The organism is Dactylosporangium sp. NPDC051485 (assembly GCF_040682015.1).
Lineage (GTDB): Bacteria > Actinomycetota > Actinomycetes > Mycobacteriales > Micromonosporaceae > Dactylosporangium.
In genome coordinates this window covers 1-14,668 of sequence record NZ_JBFAZW010000178.1, presented here as the reverse complement: position 1 = coordinate 14,668, position 14,668 = coordinate 1, and the positions used below count along the sequence as shown (strand labels likewise).

Annotated in this window: 15 protein-coding genes; 11 read left to right on the top strand and 4 right to left on the bottom strand. The window is 74.0% G+C overall.

Annotated features, from left to right (window positions below):
* Window positions 1-658: 658 nt before the first annotated feature.
* The 3 genes from AB0M46_RS48910 to AB0M46_RS48900 all read right to left on the bottom strand — a co-directional run bounded on the left by AB0M46_RS48910 (window position 659) and on the right by AB0M46_RS48900 (window position 2,670).
* Window positions 659-1,222: a helix-turn-helix domain-containing protein gene (locus tag AB0M46_RS48910; RefSeq protein ID WP_363348162.1), complete on the bottom strand. Its 564-nt coding sequence runs from the start codon at window positions 1,220-1,222 to the stop codon at window positions 659-661.
* Window positions 1,223-1,291: 69 nt separating this feature from the next.
* On the bottom strand, window positions 1,292-2,161 hold the full coding sequence (locus AB0M46_RS48905) for an AraC family transcriptional regulator (RefSeq protein ID WP_363348160.1): 870 nt from the start codon (window positions 2,159-2,161) through the stop codon (window positions 1,292-1,294).
* A gap of 53 nt (window positions 2,162-2,214) precedes the next feature.
* A complete protein-coding gene (locus tag AB0M46_RS48900) occupies window positions 2,215-2,670 on the bottom strand; it encodes a hemerythrin domain-containing protein (protein WP_363348158.1) in 456 nt (151 codons plus the stop codon).
* A gap of 521 nt (window positions 2,671-3,191) precedes the next feature.
* Between AB0M46_RS48900 and AB0M46_RS48895 the strand changes: the two genes are divergently transcribed.
* The 10 genes from AB0M46_RS48895 (at window position 3,192) to AB0M46_RS48850 (ending at window position 13,291) form a co-directional block, all read left to right on the top strand.
* Entirely contained in the window at window positions 3,192-5,903 is a 2,712-nt protein-coding gene (locus AB0M46_RS48895; RefSeq protein WP_363348156.1) for a nitrate- and nitrite sensing domain-containing protein, read from the top strand.
* A 55-nt stretch (window positions 5,904-5,958) separates the two neighbouring features.
* The gene (locus AB0M46_RS48890) at window positions 5,959-6,351 is read left to right on the top strand and encodes a roadblock/LC7 domain-containing protein (protein ID WP_363348154.1); all 393 of its coding nucleotides are present in this window, start codon (window positions 5,959-5,961) and stop codon (window positions 6,349-6,351) included.
* 174 nt (window positions 6,352-6,525) lie between these two features.
* Window positions 6,526-7,104, top strand: a complete 579-nt coding sequence (locus AB0M46_RS48885; protein ID WP_363348152.1) for an ATP/GTP-binding protein — start codon at window positions 6,526-6,528, stop codon at window positions 7,102-7,104.
* A gap of 22 nt (window positions 7,105-7,126) precedes the next feature.
* Window positions 7,127-8,317, top strand: coding sequence for an ABC transporter substrate-binding protein (locus tag AB0M46_RS48880; protein ID WP_363348150.1), 1,191 nt, complete (start codon window positions 7,127-7,129; stop codon window positions 8,315-8,317).
* A 4-nt stretch (window positions 8,318-8,321) separates the two neighbouring features.
* Window positions 8,322-9,188, top strand: a complete 867-nt coding sequence (locus tag AB0M46_RS48875; protein ID WP_363348148.1) for a branched-chain amino acid ABC transporter permease — start codon at window positions 8,322-8,324, stop codon at window positions 9,186-9,188.
* Window positions 9,185-10,129 carry a branched-chain amino acid ABC transporter permease gene (locus AB0M46_RS48870; RefSeq protein ID WP_363348146.1) on the top strand — a complete coding sequence of 315 codons (945 nt, stop codon included), beginning with the start codon at window positions 9,185-9,187 and terminating at the stop codon, window positions 10,127-10,129. Before AB0M46_RS48875 ends, AB0M46_RS48870 begins: the two co-directional genes overlap by 4 nt.
* On the top strand, window positions 10,126-10,827 hold the full coding sequence (locus tag AB0M46_RS48865) for an ATP-binding cassette domain-containing protein (RefSeq protein WP_363348144.1): 702 nt from the start codon (window positions 10,126-10,128) through the stop codon (window positions 10,825-10,827). The genes AB0M46_RS48870 and AB0M46_RS48865 overlap by 4 nt, the downstream gene beginning before the upstream one ends.
* Window positions 10,824-11,519: an ABC transporter ATP-binding protein gene (locus AB0M46_RS48860; protein ID WP_363348142.1), complete on the top strand. Its 696-nt coding sequence runs from the start codon at window positions 10,824-10,826 to the stop codon at window positions 11,517-11,519. Before AB0M46_RS48865 ends, AB0M46_RS48860 begins: the two co-directional genes overlap by 4 nt.
* 9 nt (window positions 11,520-11,528) lie before the next feature.
* On the top strand, window positions 11,529-12,389 hold the full coding sequence (locus tag AB0M46_RS48855) for an AraC family transcriptional regulator (RefSeq protein ID WP_363348140.1): 861 nt from the start codon (window positions 11,529-11,531) through the stop codon (window positions 12,387-12,389).
* Window positions 12,386-13,291, top strand: coding sequence for a DMT family transporter (locus tag AB0M46_RS48850; protein ID WP_363348138.1), 906 nt, complete (start codon window positions 12,386-12,388; stop codon window positions 13,289-13,291). The genes AB0M46_RS48855 and AB0M46_RS48850 overlap by 4 nt, the downstream gene beginning before the upstream one ends.
* Window positions 13,292-13,336: 45 nt before the next feature.
* Here AB0M46_RS48850 and AB0M46_RS48845 read toward each other — a convergent pair whose 3' ends face one another.
* Window positions 13,337-14,119, bottom strand: coding sequence for a hypothetical protein (locus AB0M46_RS48845; protein ID WP_363348136.1), 783 nt, complete (start codon window positions 14,117-14,119; stop codon window positions 13,337-13,339).
* A 134-nt stretch (window positions 14,120-14,253) separates the two neighbouring features.
* On the opposite strand from AB0M46_RS48845, the gene AB0M46_RS48840 reads away from it, so the two are divergent.
* Entirely contained in the window at window positions 14,254-14,607 is a 354-nt protein-coding gene (locus tag AB0M46_RS48840) for a DUF2795 domain-containing protein (protein WP_363348134.1), read from the top strand.
* Window positions 14,608-14,668: the final 61 nt, after the last annotated feature.

Below are 14,668 nucleotides of genomic sequence, written 5' to 3'. Positions count from 1 at the left end.
CCCTGCGGGCGACGATCAACCCGGATCTCGAACACGGCAACCCCTGATCAAGTCAGGTGTTGCAACGACCCCTTGAAACCGGGGTCGGGGTATAAGTCCGATAAGTCGTGGCGCGCCAGCGCCCGACTTATCGCAGACCAGCGAAAGGCCGGATCGGCTAGGCGGATGGCGAACGCCGCGGGAACCCGAACCGAGACTCCAAGCCGCCTCGCCCCGCTTCCATCCTCGGCCGGCTCGGCGGATGGAGAATGCCGAGGGAGCCCCGAACCGAGACTCCAAGCCGTGGGACGCGGCCGCGCCCCGCTTCCCATCCTCGGCCGACCCTCGCGCCCGAATCGTGCTCGGATCCCGCCGAGCGGCCCCGCGACGGACCGTCCAGCACCTTCCGATCGAGCGGTCCGTGTCCACCGCCGCCGTGACCGGCCGGCACAGGGGAGTGATGTGCTCAGGCGGGTCGCCGCACCCGGGAGCGCGCCGCCTGCCGGAACGCTCGGGCACGCAGGCCCTCTACCAGCGGCGCCACGCCCTGCACCGCCCGGTCGAAGGCGTTATGCGTGCCGGTCCACCGCCGCCGTGACCGGCCGGCAGAGGGGAGGGCGGGCCGGTTCCCGGTCGCCGCGCCCGGGAGCGCGGTGAAGCGCGCCGCCTGCCGGAGCGCTCAGGCGCGCAGGCCCTCGACCAGCAGTACCGCGCCCTCCACCGCCTGGTCGAAGGCGTCCTGCGTGCCGGCGGCCCGGGCCAGGACGTACCCGCCCTGCACCGCGGCGACCACGGCGGCGGCGATCGCGGCGGGCTCGACGTCCGGCCGCAGCTCGCCGGCGCGCTGGCCCTCGGCCACGATCGCGGCGAGCCGGTCGCGCAGCCAGGCGAACGTCTGCTCGACCGGGGCCCGCAGCGCCGGGTCGGCGACGAGGTCCGGGTCGGCGGCGTGCCGGCCGATCGGGCAGCCGCGCAGCGCCGGGCGTTCCCGCCGCAGGTACGCCGCGATCCGCTCGAGCGCCGGGCCGTCCCCGCCCAGCACCGACTCGGCCCGCTGCCGCTCGGCGGCCGCGGTGCGCTCCAGGGCGGCCGCGGCCAGGTCGGCCTTGCCGGCGAAGTGGTGGTACATGCTGCCCTGCCCGGCGCCGGCGCGCTCCTGGACGGCCTTCGGGCTGGTCCCGCCGTACCCCCGCTCCCACAACAGCTCCTGGGCGCTGGTCACGAGGCGTTCGCGCGCGTTCACCCCTCGAGCGTACCTACGGGTAGGTACGGGAGCTCACGCCATGCGTGGGGCACCCGCGGCGCCGGGAGTTCACGCCATGCGCGGGGTGAGCCGGCCCGGCAGCGCCGAGCGTTGGTGGGGCACCCGCGGCGCCGGGAGCCGCTGCAGGGTGGCGCGGAAGGTGCCGGGGGACTGGCCGGTCTCGCGGGCGAAGAACCGGCCGAAGTTGGTCGGCTCCTCGAAGCCCAGCCGGCGGCCCACCTCGGAGACCGGCAGCGGGCTGGTGGCCAGCAGGCGCTTGGCCTCCAGGGCCACCCGCTCGTCGATGAGCTGCTTGGCGCTGCGCCCGGTGACCGCCAGGCTGGCCCGGGTCAGCGTGCGCACGGAGCAGCGCAACTGCTCGGCGTAGTCCTCCACCCGGCGGTGGCGCACCTCCCGCTCGAGCTCGGCCCGCAGCTGCCCGATGAGCAGGTCGGCCGGGGCCCGGCGGGGCGGCGGGGCCAGCGCGGTGATGCGCATGAGCAGCACCGCCACCGAGTGGGCCAGCAGCGTGGTCCCGAAGGCGGTGCCGCCGTAGCGCACCTGGTCGACGCCGATCTGGGCGATCTCGGCGACGATCGCCTCCTCGTCCTCGCCGGCCGGCTGCCAGCAGGCGGGGGCGAAGGGGTCGCCGACGAGCTCGGGCAGCGGCAGCTCGGGCAGGATGGCCGGCGCGAACACGAGCACCGTGGCGTCGAAGCCGGCCTGGCCGCCGAACTGGTGCACCTGGCCGGGGCGGCCCCACAGCAGGGTGCCGGGGCGGCAGGCGTACGTCACGAAGTCCAGCGCGTGCGTGCCCTGCCCCGCGCTGACCAGGATCACGACGTGGTTCGCGGTCCGCACGGGGGATCGGCCCGCCGGCAGGTCGCTGAGCCGAGCCGCGCCGACAGGGTCTCCGGACAGCCCGCCGAGATAGACCATGACCAGCCCGACTGTACCGAAGGCGGGCCGCACGGCAAGCGCCGGAAGGGGATTTATACGCGGATGCCGGCGACGGCGAGCTCGATGATGCGGACCTCCTCGAAGGCCGCGCCCACCTCGGCCAGCCGCTGCGGGGTCAGCGCCTCCCGCAGCGCCGGCAGCAGCTCGGCCTCCTCGTGCTCGACGTGGTGGCGCACGACCGCGATGAAGGCATCGAGGCGGTCGTCGAAGTCCGGCCCCGCCGGGGAGATGCGCTGCAGGTCGTGCAGCAGCCGCTCCGCCTCGTGGTGCTCGTCGGCGCCGCGGTGGGCCTCCTCGCGCGCGCCCGCGTCGAGCTCGGCCAGCACGGGGTACACCTTCTGCTCCTCCGCATGGCTGTGCGCGGTGAGGCGGGCGGCGCACTCGTCCAGCAGCAGCTGGCGGTGGCCCTCGCCGGACCGCAGGCGCTCGAAGAGTTGCTCCATGATCCGGTGGTCGTTGGTGATCAGTGTGACGGCGTCGGAAGCCATGTCCCCTCCTAAGTTCGTCTCTTCCACGGTCGCGCGTCACGGGGTGGTGGCGCGGGGGAATGGCGGAAACGGCCGGCGGGAGCGGGGGCGGTGGGCGGCCGGGCCGGGCCCGCCGGCGGAGCCGGACGGGAAATTGCCGCCGCATGAATCATTGTCGCCAGAGGATATTTCTGTACGACAATGAGTCACTAAACGTGTTGCCGACAGTGCCGTCCGTGTTGTTACAACAACGTAAAGTTCCCGCCGCGCCGGAGCCGCCTACATCGGAAGATGTCAGTCAAAAATCCCACGGGTACAGCCGTTTGGGTCCGTACGGGTTGGCGAACTTCAGGCGAACGGATGAGCAGGAAACAGGCGTTCGTCGCTGGGATGGAGCCGTCGGTATTGACACGGATCGGCCGAGCTGTGATTGTGCACAACGTCGATGCGACAGTCGGGATTCGGGCGCCGGGCGCCCCTGGGCCGGCTCGCCCCGCGTTCGACGCGCATTGTCAATCTCGGATGCCTGCGGGGACTTTTTCGTGACCCAAAGCCAGAGCTCGCTGCCCGTGCCCACCCAACGGCAGGGTCTCGACCCGCGGCAGAGCCCCGAGCGCCGGCCCACCCGCCACACCGCGGTCCCCGCGCGCCGCGAGCTGCCGTCGTCCCCGCGCGGCGCCGCCGAGGGGCGAAGCGGCCAGCGGACCGGCCGGCGCATCGTCGACCAGCTGCGGCTTATCGTGGCGCTGCCCCTCGTCGCGGTCATCGTCTTCGCCGGCGTCGCCTTCGTCTCCACCGTGCAGGAGGTGAGCCGCGCCCGCACCCTGCAGGACCTGGCCGCCCTGGCCACCAGCGGCGGCGGCCTGGCACACGCGCTGCAGCGCGAGCGGGCCGCGGCGGTCAACTACGTGCTCAAGGACGAGCCGGCCCGGGCCGACGCGTTTCAGCAGCAGGTGTTGCTGACCGACGACGCGGTGCACGCCTACCAGCAGCGCCGCAAGAACCTCTCCGGTGGCGGCGACTCCGACACCCTGCGCCGCGTCGACTCCGGCCTGGCCGCCCTGGACGGGCTGCGCCAGCACGTGCGCGGCGACAAGCTGGCCTCGGTGTCGGCCATCGCCTTCAGCTACCGGATCCTCATCGCCGACCTGCTGGCCTACCGCGAGTCGGTGGCCCGCTCCGGCGCCCCGACCGGCCTGGCCGACGAGATCCGCGCCGCGGCCGCGCTCTCCCGCGCCGCCGAGGCCGTCGGCCAGCAGCAGGCCGCCGTGCTGCGCGCGATCGCCGCCGGCCAGCTCACCCCGGCGCTGCAGCAGGAGATCATCGCGACCCGCACGAGCTTCACCGAGGCCACGGTCGCCTTCAACCAGCTCGCCCCGGCGCAGTGGCGCAGCTGGTACGAGCAGGCCGGCACCGGCGACCAGGTGGTCACCGCCCAGCGGCTGCAGGACCAGGTCGGGCGCACCGGCAACGGCCAGGTCATCACCGTCGACGCGGCCGCCTGGATCAACGCCATGTCGGCGTGGGAGGGCCTGCTGTACCAGGTGGAGCAGCAGGTCGACGAGAGCATCGAGCAGTCCGTGAAGGTCGTGCACGACGACCAGCTGATCCGCGCCGCGCTGCAGAGTGCCGGCGTGGCGGTCGTCCTGCTCGTCGCCATCATCCTCACCAGTGCGGTGGCCCGGCGCCTGACCCGGCGGCTGAGCTATCTGCAGGAGGCCGCGCGGACCGTCGCCTACGAACAGCTGCCCTCGGTCGTGGCCGAGCTGCGGGCCGCCGCGCCCGGCACGGTCGACCCCGACGAGGTCGCCGAGCGGGCCTCCTCGACCCTGGCGGTGGCGGGCTCCGACGAGGTCGCCGACGTGGCCCAGGCCTTCCGGGCGGTCCACCGCGAGGCGGTCCGGATCGCCGGTGAGCAGGCCGTCATGCGCTCCAACGTGGCCGAGATCTTCGTCCACCTGTCCCGCCGCGAGCAGCGACTGGTCGACGCGGTGCTGGCCCAGGTCGACAAGGTGGAGCGGGACGAGACCGACCCGGACCGGCTGCAGGAGCTCTACCAGCTCGACCACCTGGCCACCCGGATGGCCCGGATCAACCTGAGCCTGCTGGTGCTGGGCGGCTCCGGCGCCGCGCGCGTGCGGCGCGAGGACGCCCCGCTGGGCAAGGTCCTGCAGGCCGCCATCTCCCAGATCGAGCACTACGTGCGGGTCCGCTTCGGCAGCGTCGACGACGACGTGGCGGTCGTCGCCGAGGCGGTCGACGAGATCGTGCACCTGCTGGCCGAGCTGCTGGACAACGCGACCGGCTACTCGCCGCCGGAGTCCGAGGTGTGGGTCACCGGGCGGGCCCTGGGCGACCGGGTCATCGTGCAGATCGTGGACACCGGCGTCGGGCTGTCCGCGTCCCGCCGCGACCAGCTCAACCAGCTGCTGCTGCACCCGCCGGCGATCGACATCGCCGCCGTGCGCGCCATGGGGCTCACCGTGGTCGGGCACATCGCGGCGCGGTACCAGATCGCCGTCCAGCTGCGCCCCGGCCAGCACAGCGGGACGCTGGCCGAGGTGGTCATCCCCAAGGACGTGTTCCGCCCGATCATGGCCTCGGAGCGGGGGCCGCAGCTCGCGGCCGTCGGCGCACCGGCGGGGCACGCCGGCAACGGCGCCCGGCCGGCCAACGACCTGTTCACGCCGCAGCGCCCGGCCGCGCCGAGCCTCTTCGAGGTCCCGTCCCAGCAGTGGGGCGCGACCCAGGAGCTGCCCCCGGTCCCCGCCGAGCCGGGATACCCGCCCCCGTCAGCGCCCGCCCAGGCCTACCCGCTGCCGCCCGCGCACCAGCCGGCGCCGCCCGGCCCGGGCATGTGGCCGCCGCTGCCCGAGCCCGAGGTGCCGGCGATCCTCGCCGCGGCCGACGACGACGACGCGGTCGAGCTGCCGATCTTCCAGTCGGTCAACGGCTGGTTCCGGACCGAGGCGCCGGATGGCCTGGAGGCCCCCGAGCCGTCGAACTGGGAGTCCGGCGCCGACGCCGGCTGGCAGGCGGCGGCCCAGGCGGCCACGCCGGAGGTCAGCGCGACGACCTCGGCGGGCCTGCCGGTCCGCGCGGCCGGGCGGCACCTGGTGCCCGGCGCGGCCGAGCCCTCGCCGCGGCCCGGCACGCCGATGCAGACGGCCACGCCCAAGCGCGACCCCTCGCGGGTGGCCGCGGCCATGTCGGCCTACGCGCGTGGCGTCGCGAACCGGCGCCCGCAGAGCTGAGCCGGGGCGAAGGACACGTTGGATGCACCTGCAACATCTGGAGAGGACCACGTCTGTGACCGACCCGAGTAATCTCGGTTGGCTGCTGGATAATTTCGCGAGCCGCACCCCCGACGTCAGTCATGCGCTGGCGATCTCCACCGACGGCCTCGTGCTGGCCCATACCCGGGCACTGCCCCGGGACCGGGCCGACCAGCTCGCCGCCACCGGCAGTGGTCTCGTCGCGCTGCTGGCCGGCGCCGCCCGCTTCTTCGACGCCGGTCAGGTCATCTCCAACGTGACCCAGCTCGACGGCGGGTTCATGTTCTGCATGGCGTTCAGCGACGGCGCGTCGATGCTCGTGCTCGCCTCGCCCAACGCCGACGTGGGCAAGGTGTCGTACGAGATGACGGAACTGGCCAACCGCATCGGCGACGCCCTGACTCCCGCTGTGCGGGGCCCGTCGTGACCGGTCCGGAGCGGAGCGGAGGGGCCGGTCACCGGCTTGCACAGTCTTTCGGTCGCGTGACCGACGAGCGCAGCGAGGAGGGCTCGTGATCGGTCCGGAGCGAAGCGGAGGGGCCGGTCACCGGCCAGCACAGCCTGACGGTTACGCAACCGACGAGCGCAGCGAGGAGGGCGCGTGACCGGTCCGGACCGCCGCGGGCGCCCGACCGCGGTCAAGATCATCATCGCGGGTGGCTTCGGCGCGGGCAAGACGACCCTGGTCGGCGCGATCTCCGAGATCCCGCCGGTCACGACCGAGGCCGTCATGACCACCGCCAGCATCGAGCACGACGACGCCTCCCTGGTGCCCAGCAAGGGCAGCACCACGGTGGCGATGGACTTCGGCCGCATCACGCTCTCCTCCGACCTCGTCCTCTACCTCTTCGGTACGCCGGGCCAGAAACGCTTCTGGTTCATGTGGGACGAGCTGTGCCGGGGCGCGATCGGCGCGGTGGTCATCGCCGACACCCGTCGCCTGGCCGACTGCTTCGGGGCCATCGACTACTTCGAGAGCAACCGGCTGCCGTATGTCGTCGCCGTCAACAACTTCGACGGCGCGGCGCGCTACCACCTCGAGGACATCCGCGATGCCCTGGCCGTCCACCGCAGCGTTCCGATGCTCGAGGCCGACGTGCGTTCCCGGGCGTCGGCCAAGGAGATCCTCGTCGCCGTGACCGAGCACGCCCTCGCGCAGCGCGCCGGCGCTCGCCGCTAGAAAACCCCCCACAAGGAGAAGCATGTCTCTGCAACGACGCTTGGTCAGCATCGCGCTGGCCACCGGCCTGGTGCTCACAGGCGCCGGGTGTGCCAAGGACGACGACCCGAAGTCCGACAGCGCCGCTGCGGCATCCACCCTCAAGATCGGTTTCCTCGGCTCGCTCAGCGGCACCTACCAGGCGGTCGGCACCGACCTGAAGAACGGCTTCGAGCTGTACCTCAAGATGCACGACAACAAGCTCGGCGGCCACCCGATCGACCTCAAGGTGGGCGACGAGGGCGACGGCGCGTCGACCGCCGTGCCGGCCGCGACGAAGCTGATCAAGGACGAGAAGGTCGTCGCCGTGACCGGCATCGTCGGCGGTGGCTCGGTCGCCGCCGTCGCGCCGCTGCTGAGCGAGGCGAAGATCCCGCTGATCGGCTCCAACGGCCGCCCCGAGCTCAAGGACCTCACCGGGGTGTGGACCACGAGCTTCATGTCCTCCGACCCGGGCTCCTCGATCGCGCAGTACATCAAGGACAAGGTCGCCGGCCCGGTCTTCGCGATCGGCCCGGACTACCAGGGTGGCTACGACGAGGTCGGCGGCTTCACCAACGAGTTCGCCAAGATCGGCGGCCAGCTGGCCAACCCGAACGGCAAGACGCTGTGGACGCCGTTCCCGCAGACGACGAACTTCCTGCCGTACTTCAGCCAGATCAAGTCCAGCGGGGCCAAGGCGGTCTACACCTTCTACGCCGGCAAGGCCGCGATCGACTTCGTCAAGCAGTACAAGCAGTCCGACGCGAAGGACATCCCGCTGTACGGCGCGTTCATCACCGAGGGCTCGGTGCTGCAGGCCGAGGGCGACGCCGCCCGCGACGTCTACACCGTGTGCAACTACTCGCCCGACCTCGACAACGAGGAGAACCGCAAGTTCGTCGCCGCGTGGCGCCAGGCCCACCCGGACGCCACCCCGACCACCTACGCGATGGCGTCCTACGACGCGGCCGCGGTGCTCGACCGGGCGATCGGCGCGGCCGGGGCCAACCCGACCGCGGAGACGATCAACGAGCAGGTCGGCAAGCTGGGCCAGATCTCCAGCCCGCGCGGGCAGTGGCAGTTCGGCAAGAACCACGCCCCGATCCAGAAGTGGTACCTGCGCCAGGTCCGCAACGACGGCCGCGCCGCCGCGAACGTGCTGGTCCAGGACCTCGCCACGGTCGGCGCCTAGTCCCTTGGGCGACTACCTGATCCCGGCGGTCGACGGCGTGGCCTACGGGCTGTTGCTGTTCGTCGTCGCCGCCGGGCTCACCCTCGCCTTCGGCGTCGGTGATGTGCTCAACCTGGCGCACGGGACGCTGTACGCGTTCGGCGCCTACGCCGCCGCGCAGATCAGCGACGGCGGCTGGGGCTCGCTCGCGCTCGCGGTGCTCGTCGGCGCCGCGATCGCGGGCGCCGGCGGCGCGCTGCTGTCGGTCCTGCTCGTCCCGCTGGCCGGCCGTGGCCACCTGGCCCAGGCGCTGCTGACGTTCGGCGTCGCCCTGGTGGCCGGCGACCGGCTCACCGCCATCTTCGGCAAGGACGACCTCGGCGTGGCCGTGCCCCGTGCGCTCGACCGGCCGGTGCACCTGGCCGGGCACGACTATCCGGCGTACCGCCTGGCCTTCATCGCCGTCGCGGTGCTCCTCGCCGCCGGGCTCGGCCTGCTGGTGACCCGGTCCCGGGCGGGCGGGCTGATCCGCGCCACCGTCGACGACCGCGAGATGGTCGCGATGCTCGGCGTCTCCCCGTTCGCGGTGCGCACCAGCGTCCTGGCCGGCTCGGGCGCCCTGGCGGGGCTGGCCGGCGCGCTCGGCGCCCCGATCATCGGCCCCGGCCCGCGCACCGCCGACCTGGTCCTCATGCTCTCGCTCGTCGTCGTGGTGCTCGGCGGCATGGGCTCCATCCTCGGCGCGTTCGTCGCGGCCATCGCGGTCGGCGAGATCCAGACCGTCGTCGCCCCGCAGTGGTCGGCCGTAGCCCCGTTCGCACTCTTCGGCGCCATGGCCCTGGCCCTGGCCGCCCGGGCCCGCGGCCTGCTGCCCTCCGGCCGGTCGGCATGACCCGCCCCTGGCGGCTCGTCGCCGGGCTCGGCGCGGCGGCGCTGCTCGCGCTGCTGGTCTCCTTCGCGTGGACGCTCGACGACTATGCGAACACGACCCTCGCCAACATCCTGACGGTCGGCCTGCTCGCCGTCAGCGTCGCCCTGCTCACCGGGGCCGCCGGGCTGCCGACGCTGGGGCAGACGGCGCCGTACCTCGTGGGCGCCTACACCACCGCCATCCTGGTGCACCACGACGTCGACCTGGGCATCCTGCACCTGCTCGCGGCCGGCGCCGCCGGGGCCCTCTTCGCGCTGATCACCGCCCCGCTGGTGGTGTACGCCCGTGGCGTCGTAGTCCTCATGATCACCCTCGCGCTGGGCGAGCTCACGTCCACCGTGGCCGGCCAGTGGAAGGCGGTGACGCACGGCACCGACGGCATGGTGGCCCTGGCCAAGGTGACCCCGCTGCCGGGGCTGGTCGAGCTCGATTCCGATCAGCGGGTGTACCTCTACGTGCTCACGGTCGTCACGCTCCTCGTCGCCGGGCTGCTGCTGGTGCTGCGCTCGCCGGCGGGGGCCCTGCTGCGGGCCACCCGCGACGACGCCAAGCGGATGCGGGCCAGCGGGCACCCCGTCGCCGGGTACCTCACCGCGGCCTACGTCACCGCCGGGTTCCTCGCCGGGGTGGCGGGGGCGCTGCTGGTGACCATGAACTCGTACGTGTCCCCGGGCGACGGCGGCTTCGACGTGAACGCGCTGATCCTGCTGGCCGTGGTCATCGGCGGGGCCACGTCCATGCTCGGCGCGCTCGTCGGCGCCGCCCTCGTGGTGCTGACCCGCGACTGGCTGGCCGACGCCGGGCACGCCCCGCTGCTGCTCGGCATCCTGTTCATCGCCTGCGTGTACGTCCTGCCCAACGGCCTGGCCGGCCTGCGCTTCACCCGGCGGACACCGAAATGATGCTGCAGGTCGAAGGGCTCGCACGGCGCTACGGCGACCTCGCCGCGCTCGACGGGGTCGCCCTGGAGCTGGCGCCGGGGGAGCGGCGGGCCCTCATCGGCCCCAACGGCGCCGGCAAGACCACGCTGCTCAACCTCGTCGCCGGCGCGCTGCGCCCGACCGCCGGGCGGATCCGGTTCGCCGGCCGCGACGTGACCCGGATGGCCCCGGCCCGCCGGGCCCGGCTTGGCATCGGCCGCACCCACCAGCACCCGGCCGTCTGGCCCACGCTGAGCGCCGCCGACAACGTGCTCGTCGCCGCCCGGCGCCCGTGGGGCCGGCTGCGCGCGGGGGCCCGGGAGCACCTCGCCGCCGTCGGCCTGGCCGGCCAGGCGGGCGTGGCGGCCGGTGCGCTCTCCCACGGCCAGCGCCGCCAGCTCGAGCTGGCCATGGCCCTCGCGGGCGCGCCCCGCCTGCTGCTGCTCGACGAGCCGGCGGCCGGCCTGGCCCCGCCGGAGGTGGACCTGCTCGCCGGGCTCCTCGCCGCGCTGCCCTCCGACGTGGCGGTACTGCTGGTGGAGCACCACCTCGACCTCGTGTACGGCTTCGCCGACCGGGTCACCGTCCTGCACTCGGGCCGGCACGTGCACACCGGCACCGTGGCCGAGACGCGCCGCTCACCCGAGGTCGCCGCCGCCTACGCGGGAGTGAAGCCGTGACGACCCTGTCGGTGGAAGGCCTGCGGGCGGGCTACGGCGGCGGCACGGTGCTGCACGGGGTGGACCTGACCGTCCCCTCCGGCACGGCGCTGGCCGTGCTCGGCCGCAACGGCGCCGGCAAGACCACGCTGGTGCACGCCATCTGCGGCCTCATCAGGCCCCGGGCCGGCCACGTGCGGCTGGACGGCGACGACCTCGCCGGCCGCCCCGCGCACCGCGTCGCCCGCGCCGGTGTCGCCCTGGTGCCCCAGGGCCGCCGGGTGTTCGCGAGCCTCACGGTCGCCGAGCACCTGCGGCTGTCGCGCCGCAAGGGCGACTGGACGGTACCGCGGGTCCTCGAGCTCCTGCCCCGGCTGGACGAGCGCCGTCGCCACCGCGGCGACCAGCTCTCCGGCGGCGAGGCCCAGATGCTCGCGATCGCCCGCGCCCTGCTGACCCAGCCCCGCCTGCTGCTGCTCGACGAGCCGTGCGAGGGCCTGGCCGTGGACCTCGCCGAGCGGGTCCGGGCGGTGGTCGCCGAGCTGGCCCGCGGCGGCCTGACCGTGCTGCTGGTCGAGCAGCAGCCGGAGCACGCCCTGGCCGTCGCCGACCGGGTCGCCCTGCTCGCCGACGGCGTGGTGGCCGCCACGCACACGGCCGGCGAGCTGCGCGCCGACCCGACGCTGACCGACCACATCCTGCGGGTGGGCTAGCGTCGTGGCATGGGTGAGTCGGCGCAGTGGTCCAGGTTCGACGACGGCCGCCACGCGCTCGACCTGCTCACCGCCAGCTACCGAAGGCACCAGTTCACCCGGCACAGCCACGTCACGTATGCCATCGGCGTGGTCACCCGCGGCGTGGAGCAGTTCCACTACCGCGGCGAGCTGCGCCGCTCCGGCGTCGGCAGCCTGGCCATCCTCGAGCCGGACGAGCCCCACGACGGCATGGCCGCGCGCCCGGACGGCTGGGCCTACCGGGTGCTGTACCCGAGCCCGGGGATGCTCTTCGACGGCCTCGGCGATGCCCGGCGCCACGCCGTGGGCTTCCGCGACCCGGTCGTCACCGACCCGCGCAGCGTGCACCTCGTCCGGTCGGCCCACGAGGAGCTGACCGCCGGCCGCGACCCCCTGGCCGCCCACTCCCGCCTGGTGTGGGCCTTCGAGGCCGTCGTCGCGCGCCACGGCTCGCCGCGCCCGGTGGATCCCGGGATACGCGCGTCCGACCCGGCCGCGGCCCGCAAGGTCGCCGAGATCCGCGAGCGCCTGCTGGCCGACCTGCGCCGCCCGCCCAGCCTGCGCGAGCTGGCCGCCGGCGTGGAGCTGTCCCCCTTCCACATGCTGCGCGTCTTCCGGGCCGCCACCGGCTTCCCGCCGCACGCCTGGCTGGTCCTGGAGCGCGTCTGCTGCGCCCGCGCCCTGCTCGCCGCCGGCCGCACCCCGGCCGAGGTGTCCGCCACCACCGGCTTCGCCGACCAGGCCCATCTGACCCGCTGGTTCAAGCGGGTGATCGGGGTCACCCCGGCCGCATTCCGCAACAGCGTTCAAGACGCGACCCGCCGCCCGGCCGTGGAATCGCAGGCATGAGTCGTCGTGGTTGGATCCTCTTCGGCGCCATGTGCGTCGTGTGGGGCATCCCGTACCTGCTGATCAAGGTTGCGGTCCGCGAGATCGGCCCGGCCGAGCTGGTCTTCCTCCGCACCGCCCTGGGCGCCCTGCTGCTGCTCCCCGTCGCGCTGGCTCGCCGCGAGCTGCGCGCCTCCCTGCGCCCCTGGCTGCCGCTGCTCGTCTACACGATCATCGAGATCGGCCTGCCGTGGCTGCTGCTCTCCGACGCCGAGCGGCACGTCGACAGCTCCTTCACCGGCCTGGTCATCGCCGGCGTACCCCTGGTCGCCGCCCTCATCGCCCGCTTCGGCCCGCACGCGGAGCGCCTCAGCGTCCCGCGCGTCGCCGGCCTGCTGGTCGGCCTGGCCGGCGTCGCCCTGCTGCTCGGCTTCCACGCCACCGGCACCGGCCCGCGCCCCCTGCTGGAGCTCGTCGGCGTGGTGATCTGTTACGCCGTCGGCCCGCTGATCATCGAGCGCTGGCTCTCGGACGTGCCGCGCTACGGCGTGGCGGCCGCGTCCCTGGTGGTCGGGGCGCTGCTGTTCGCGCCGGTCGCCGTCCCGAGCCTGCCGTCCCTGGCCCGCCACGCCACCCTCCGCCCGCTGCTGGCCGCCCTGGCCCTGGCGGTCATCTGCACGGCGCTCGCCTTCGTGCTCTTCTTCGCGCTGGTGGCCGAGGTGGGCGGCGTACGCGCCACCGTCATCACCTTCGTCAACCCCGCCGTCGCGGTGGTGCTCGGCGCGATGGTCCTGGGCGAGGAGGTGAACGTGCTGACCGGCGTGGCCTTCGCCCTGATCCTGGCCGGCTCGGTCCTGGCCACGCGGCGCCCGGCTCCGGCGAAGGACAAGGAACAGGAACAGGAGCTGGCTCCCGCCTCGTGAGTCGGGGTTGGCGGCTCCGGCCGCCAACGCTACCGAGCCGTCAGGTCACCAGTCCTTCATCCAGGGCAGGCGCGCGTCCAGCCAGTCCTTGAGCCGGGCCACCTGGTCGGTGTGGCTGTCGAGCCAGCTGACCTGGCCGGTCATGGCGATGATGGCGAAGACGACGGCGGTACCGCTGAGCAGCACCCCCAGCGTCCCCAGGCCCCGGCCGGCCACGTTGGGCCGCACGCCCGCGATGATGCCGCCGAACGAGAACAGCAGGCCGAGCGCGCCCGCCGCGATCGCCCACGGGGCGAGGATGCCGGTGAGGGCCGCGGCCACGCCGACGACGCCGAGGAAGAAGCCGGTCACGGCGAGCGGGCTGACCCGGGCGGGGCCCTGGCGCACCGGCACCGGCTCGGTGACCTGCTCGGTGACCGGGCTGGCCACCGGCCCGCGGTCGATGCTGCGGCGCACGGTGGCCGTGTCGCGCTCGCGGTCCATCGCGCCGGCCGCCGGGACCGTGGCGGCCTCGGCGTGGTCGTCCGTGTCGTGCTTGGCGCCGAGGCGCAACGTGCTGGTCTCAGCGTGGTCGTCCGTGTCGTGCTTGGTGCCGAGGCGCCACGTGCTGGTCTCGGCGGCCGCCGCACGGTGGTCGTCGATGCCGTCGCCGCCCTTGTCCTGCCTGCGGCCGAGACGCCAGGTGCGGGTCCGCGGAGCCGCCCCGGCGCGGTCGTCCACGCCGTCCCCGGCTCGGCCGCCGACCGGGTGCCCGGTGCGGTCGTCGAGGTCGTCACCGTCGCGGTCGGTCGCCGCGCGAGCGCCGAACAGCTGCCCGATGCGTGCCACTGTGAGCTCACCTCCTGCGATGCGCCCGGATGGCCGGGCGGATAGCAGTCGGCTACCCAGCCACGAAGGTTCTCAATCTCCGGGGGCACCGTTTGGGTGGAGTTTGCCCGGGTACCTCCGCTTGCATGGATGCCATGCAGCGAGGAAACACCAAGCACGGCGCTGTCGTGGACGACAACCTGCGCCGTGAGGCCCTGTGGGAGGTGCGCCAGGTCGACCCCGAGGGGGAGGGCGCACGCGGTGGCGGCGCCCCGGTGGGCATGACCGCCGACGACGTGGAGGCGCGCAGCAACCTGGGCCGGTACATCCCGATGGCGAGCCTGCCCGGCGACCGCGACGACCTGATCGCCGGCGCCTCCGAGATGGACGCGCCGGACGAGGTGCTCGACGTGCTCGAGCGGCTGCCGGAGCACGTCGACTTCGGCACCGTCAACGAGGTCTGGGCGGCGCTGGGCGGCCGGAACGAGGATCCGGCCCGGCGTCCCTGACCTCGGCGGCCACGGCGCCGGCGGCCGGCTCGGGCGCGGCCGGAGCGGGCCGCGCGCCGGC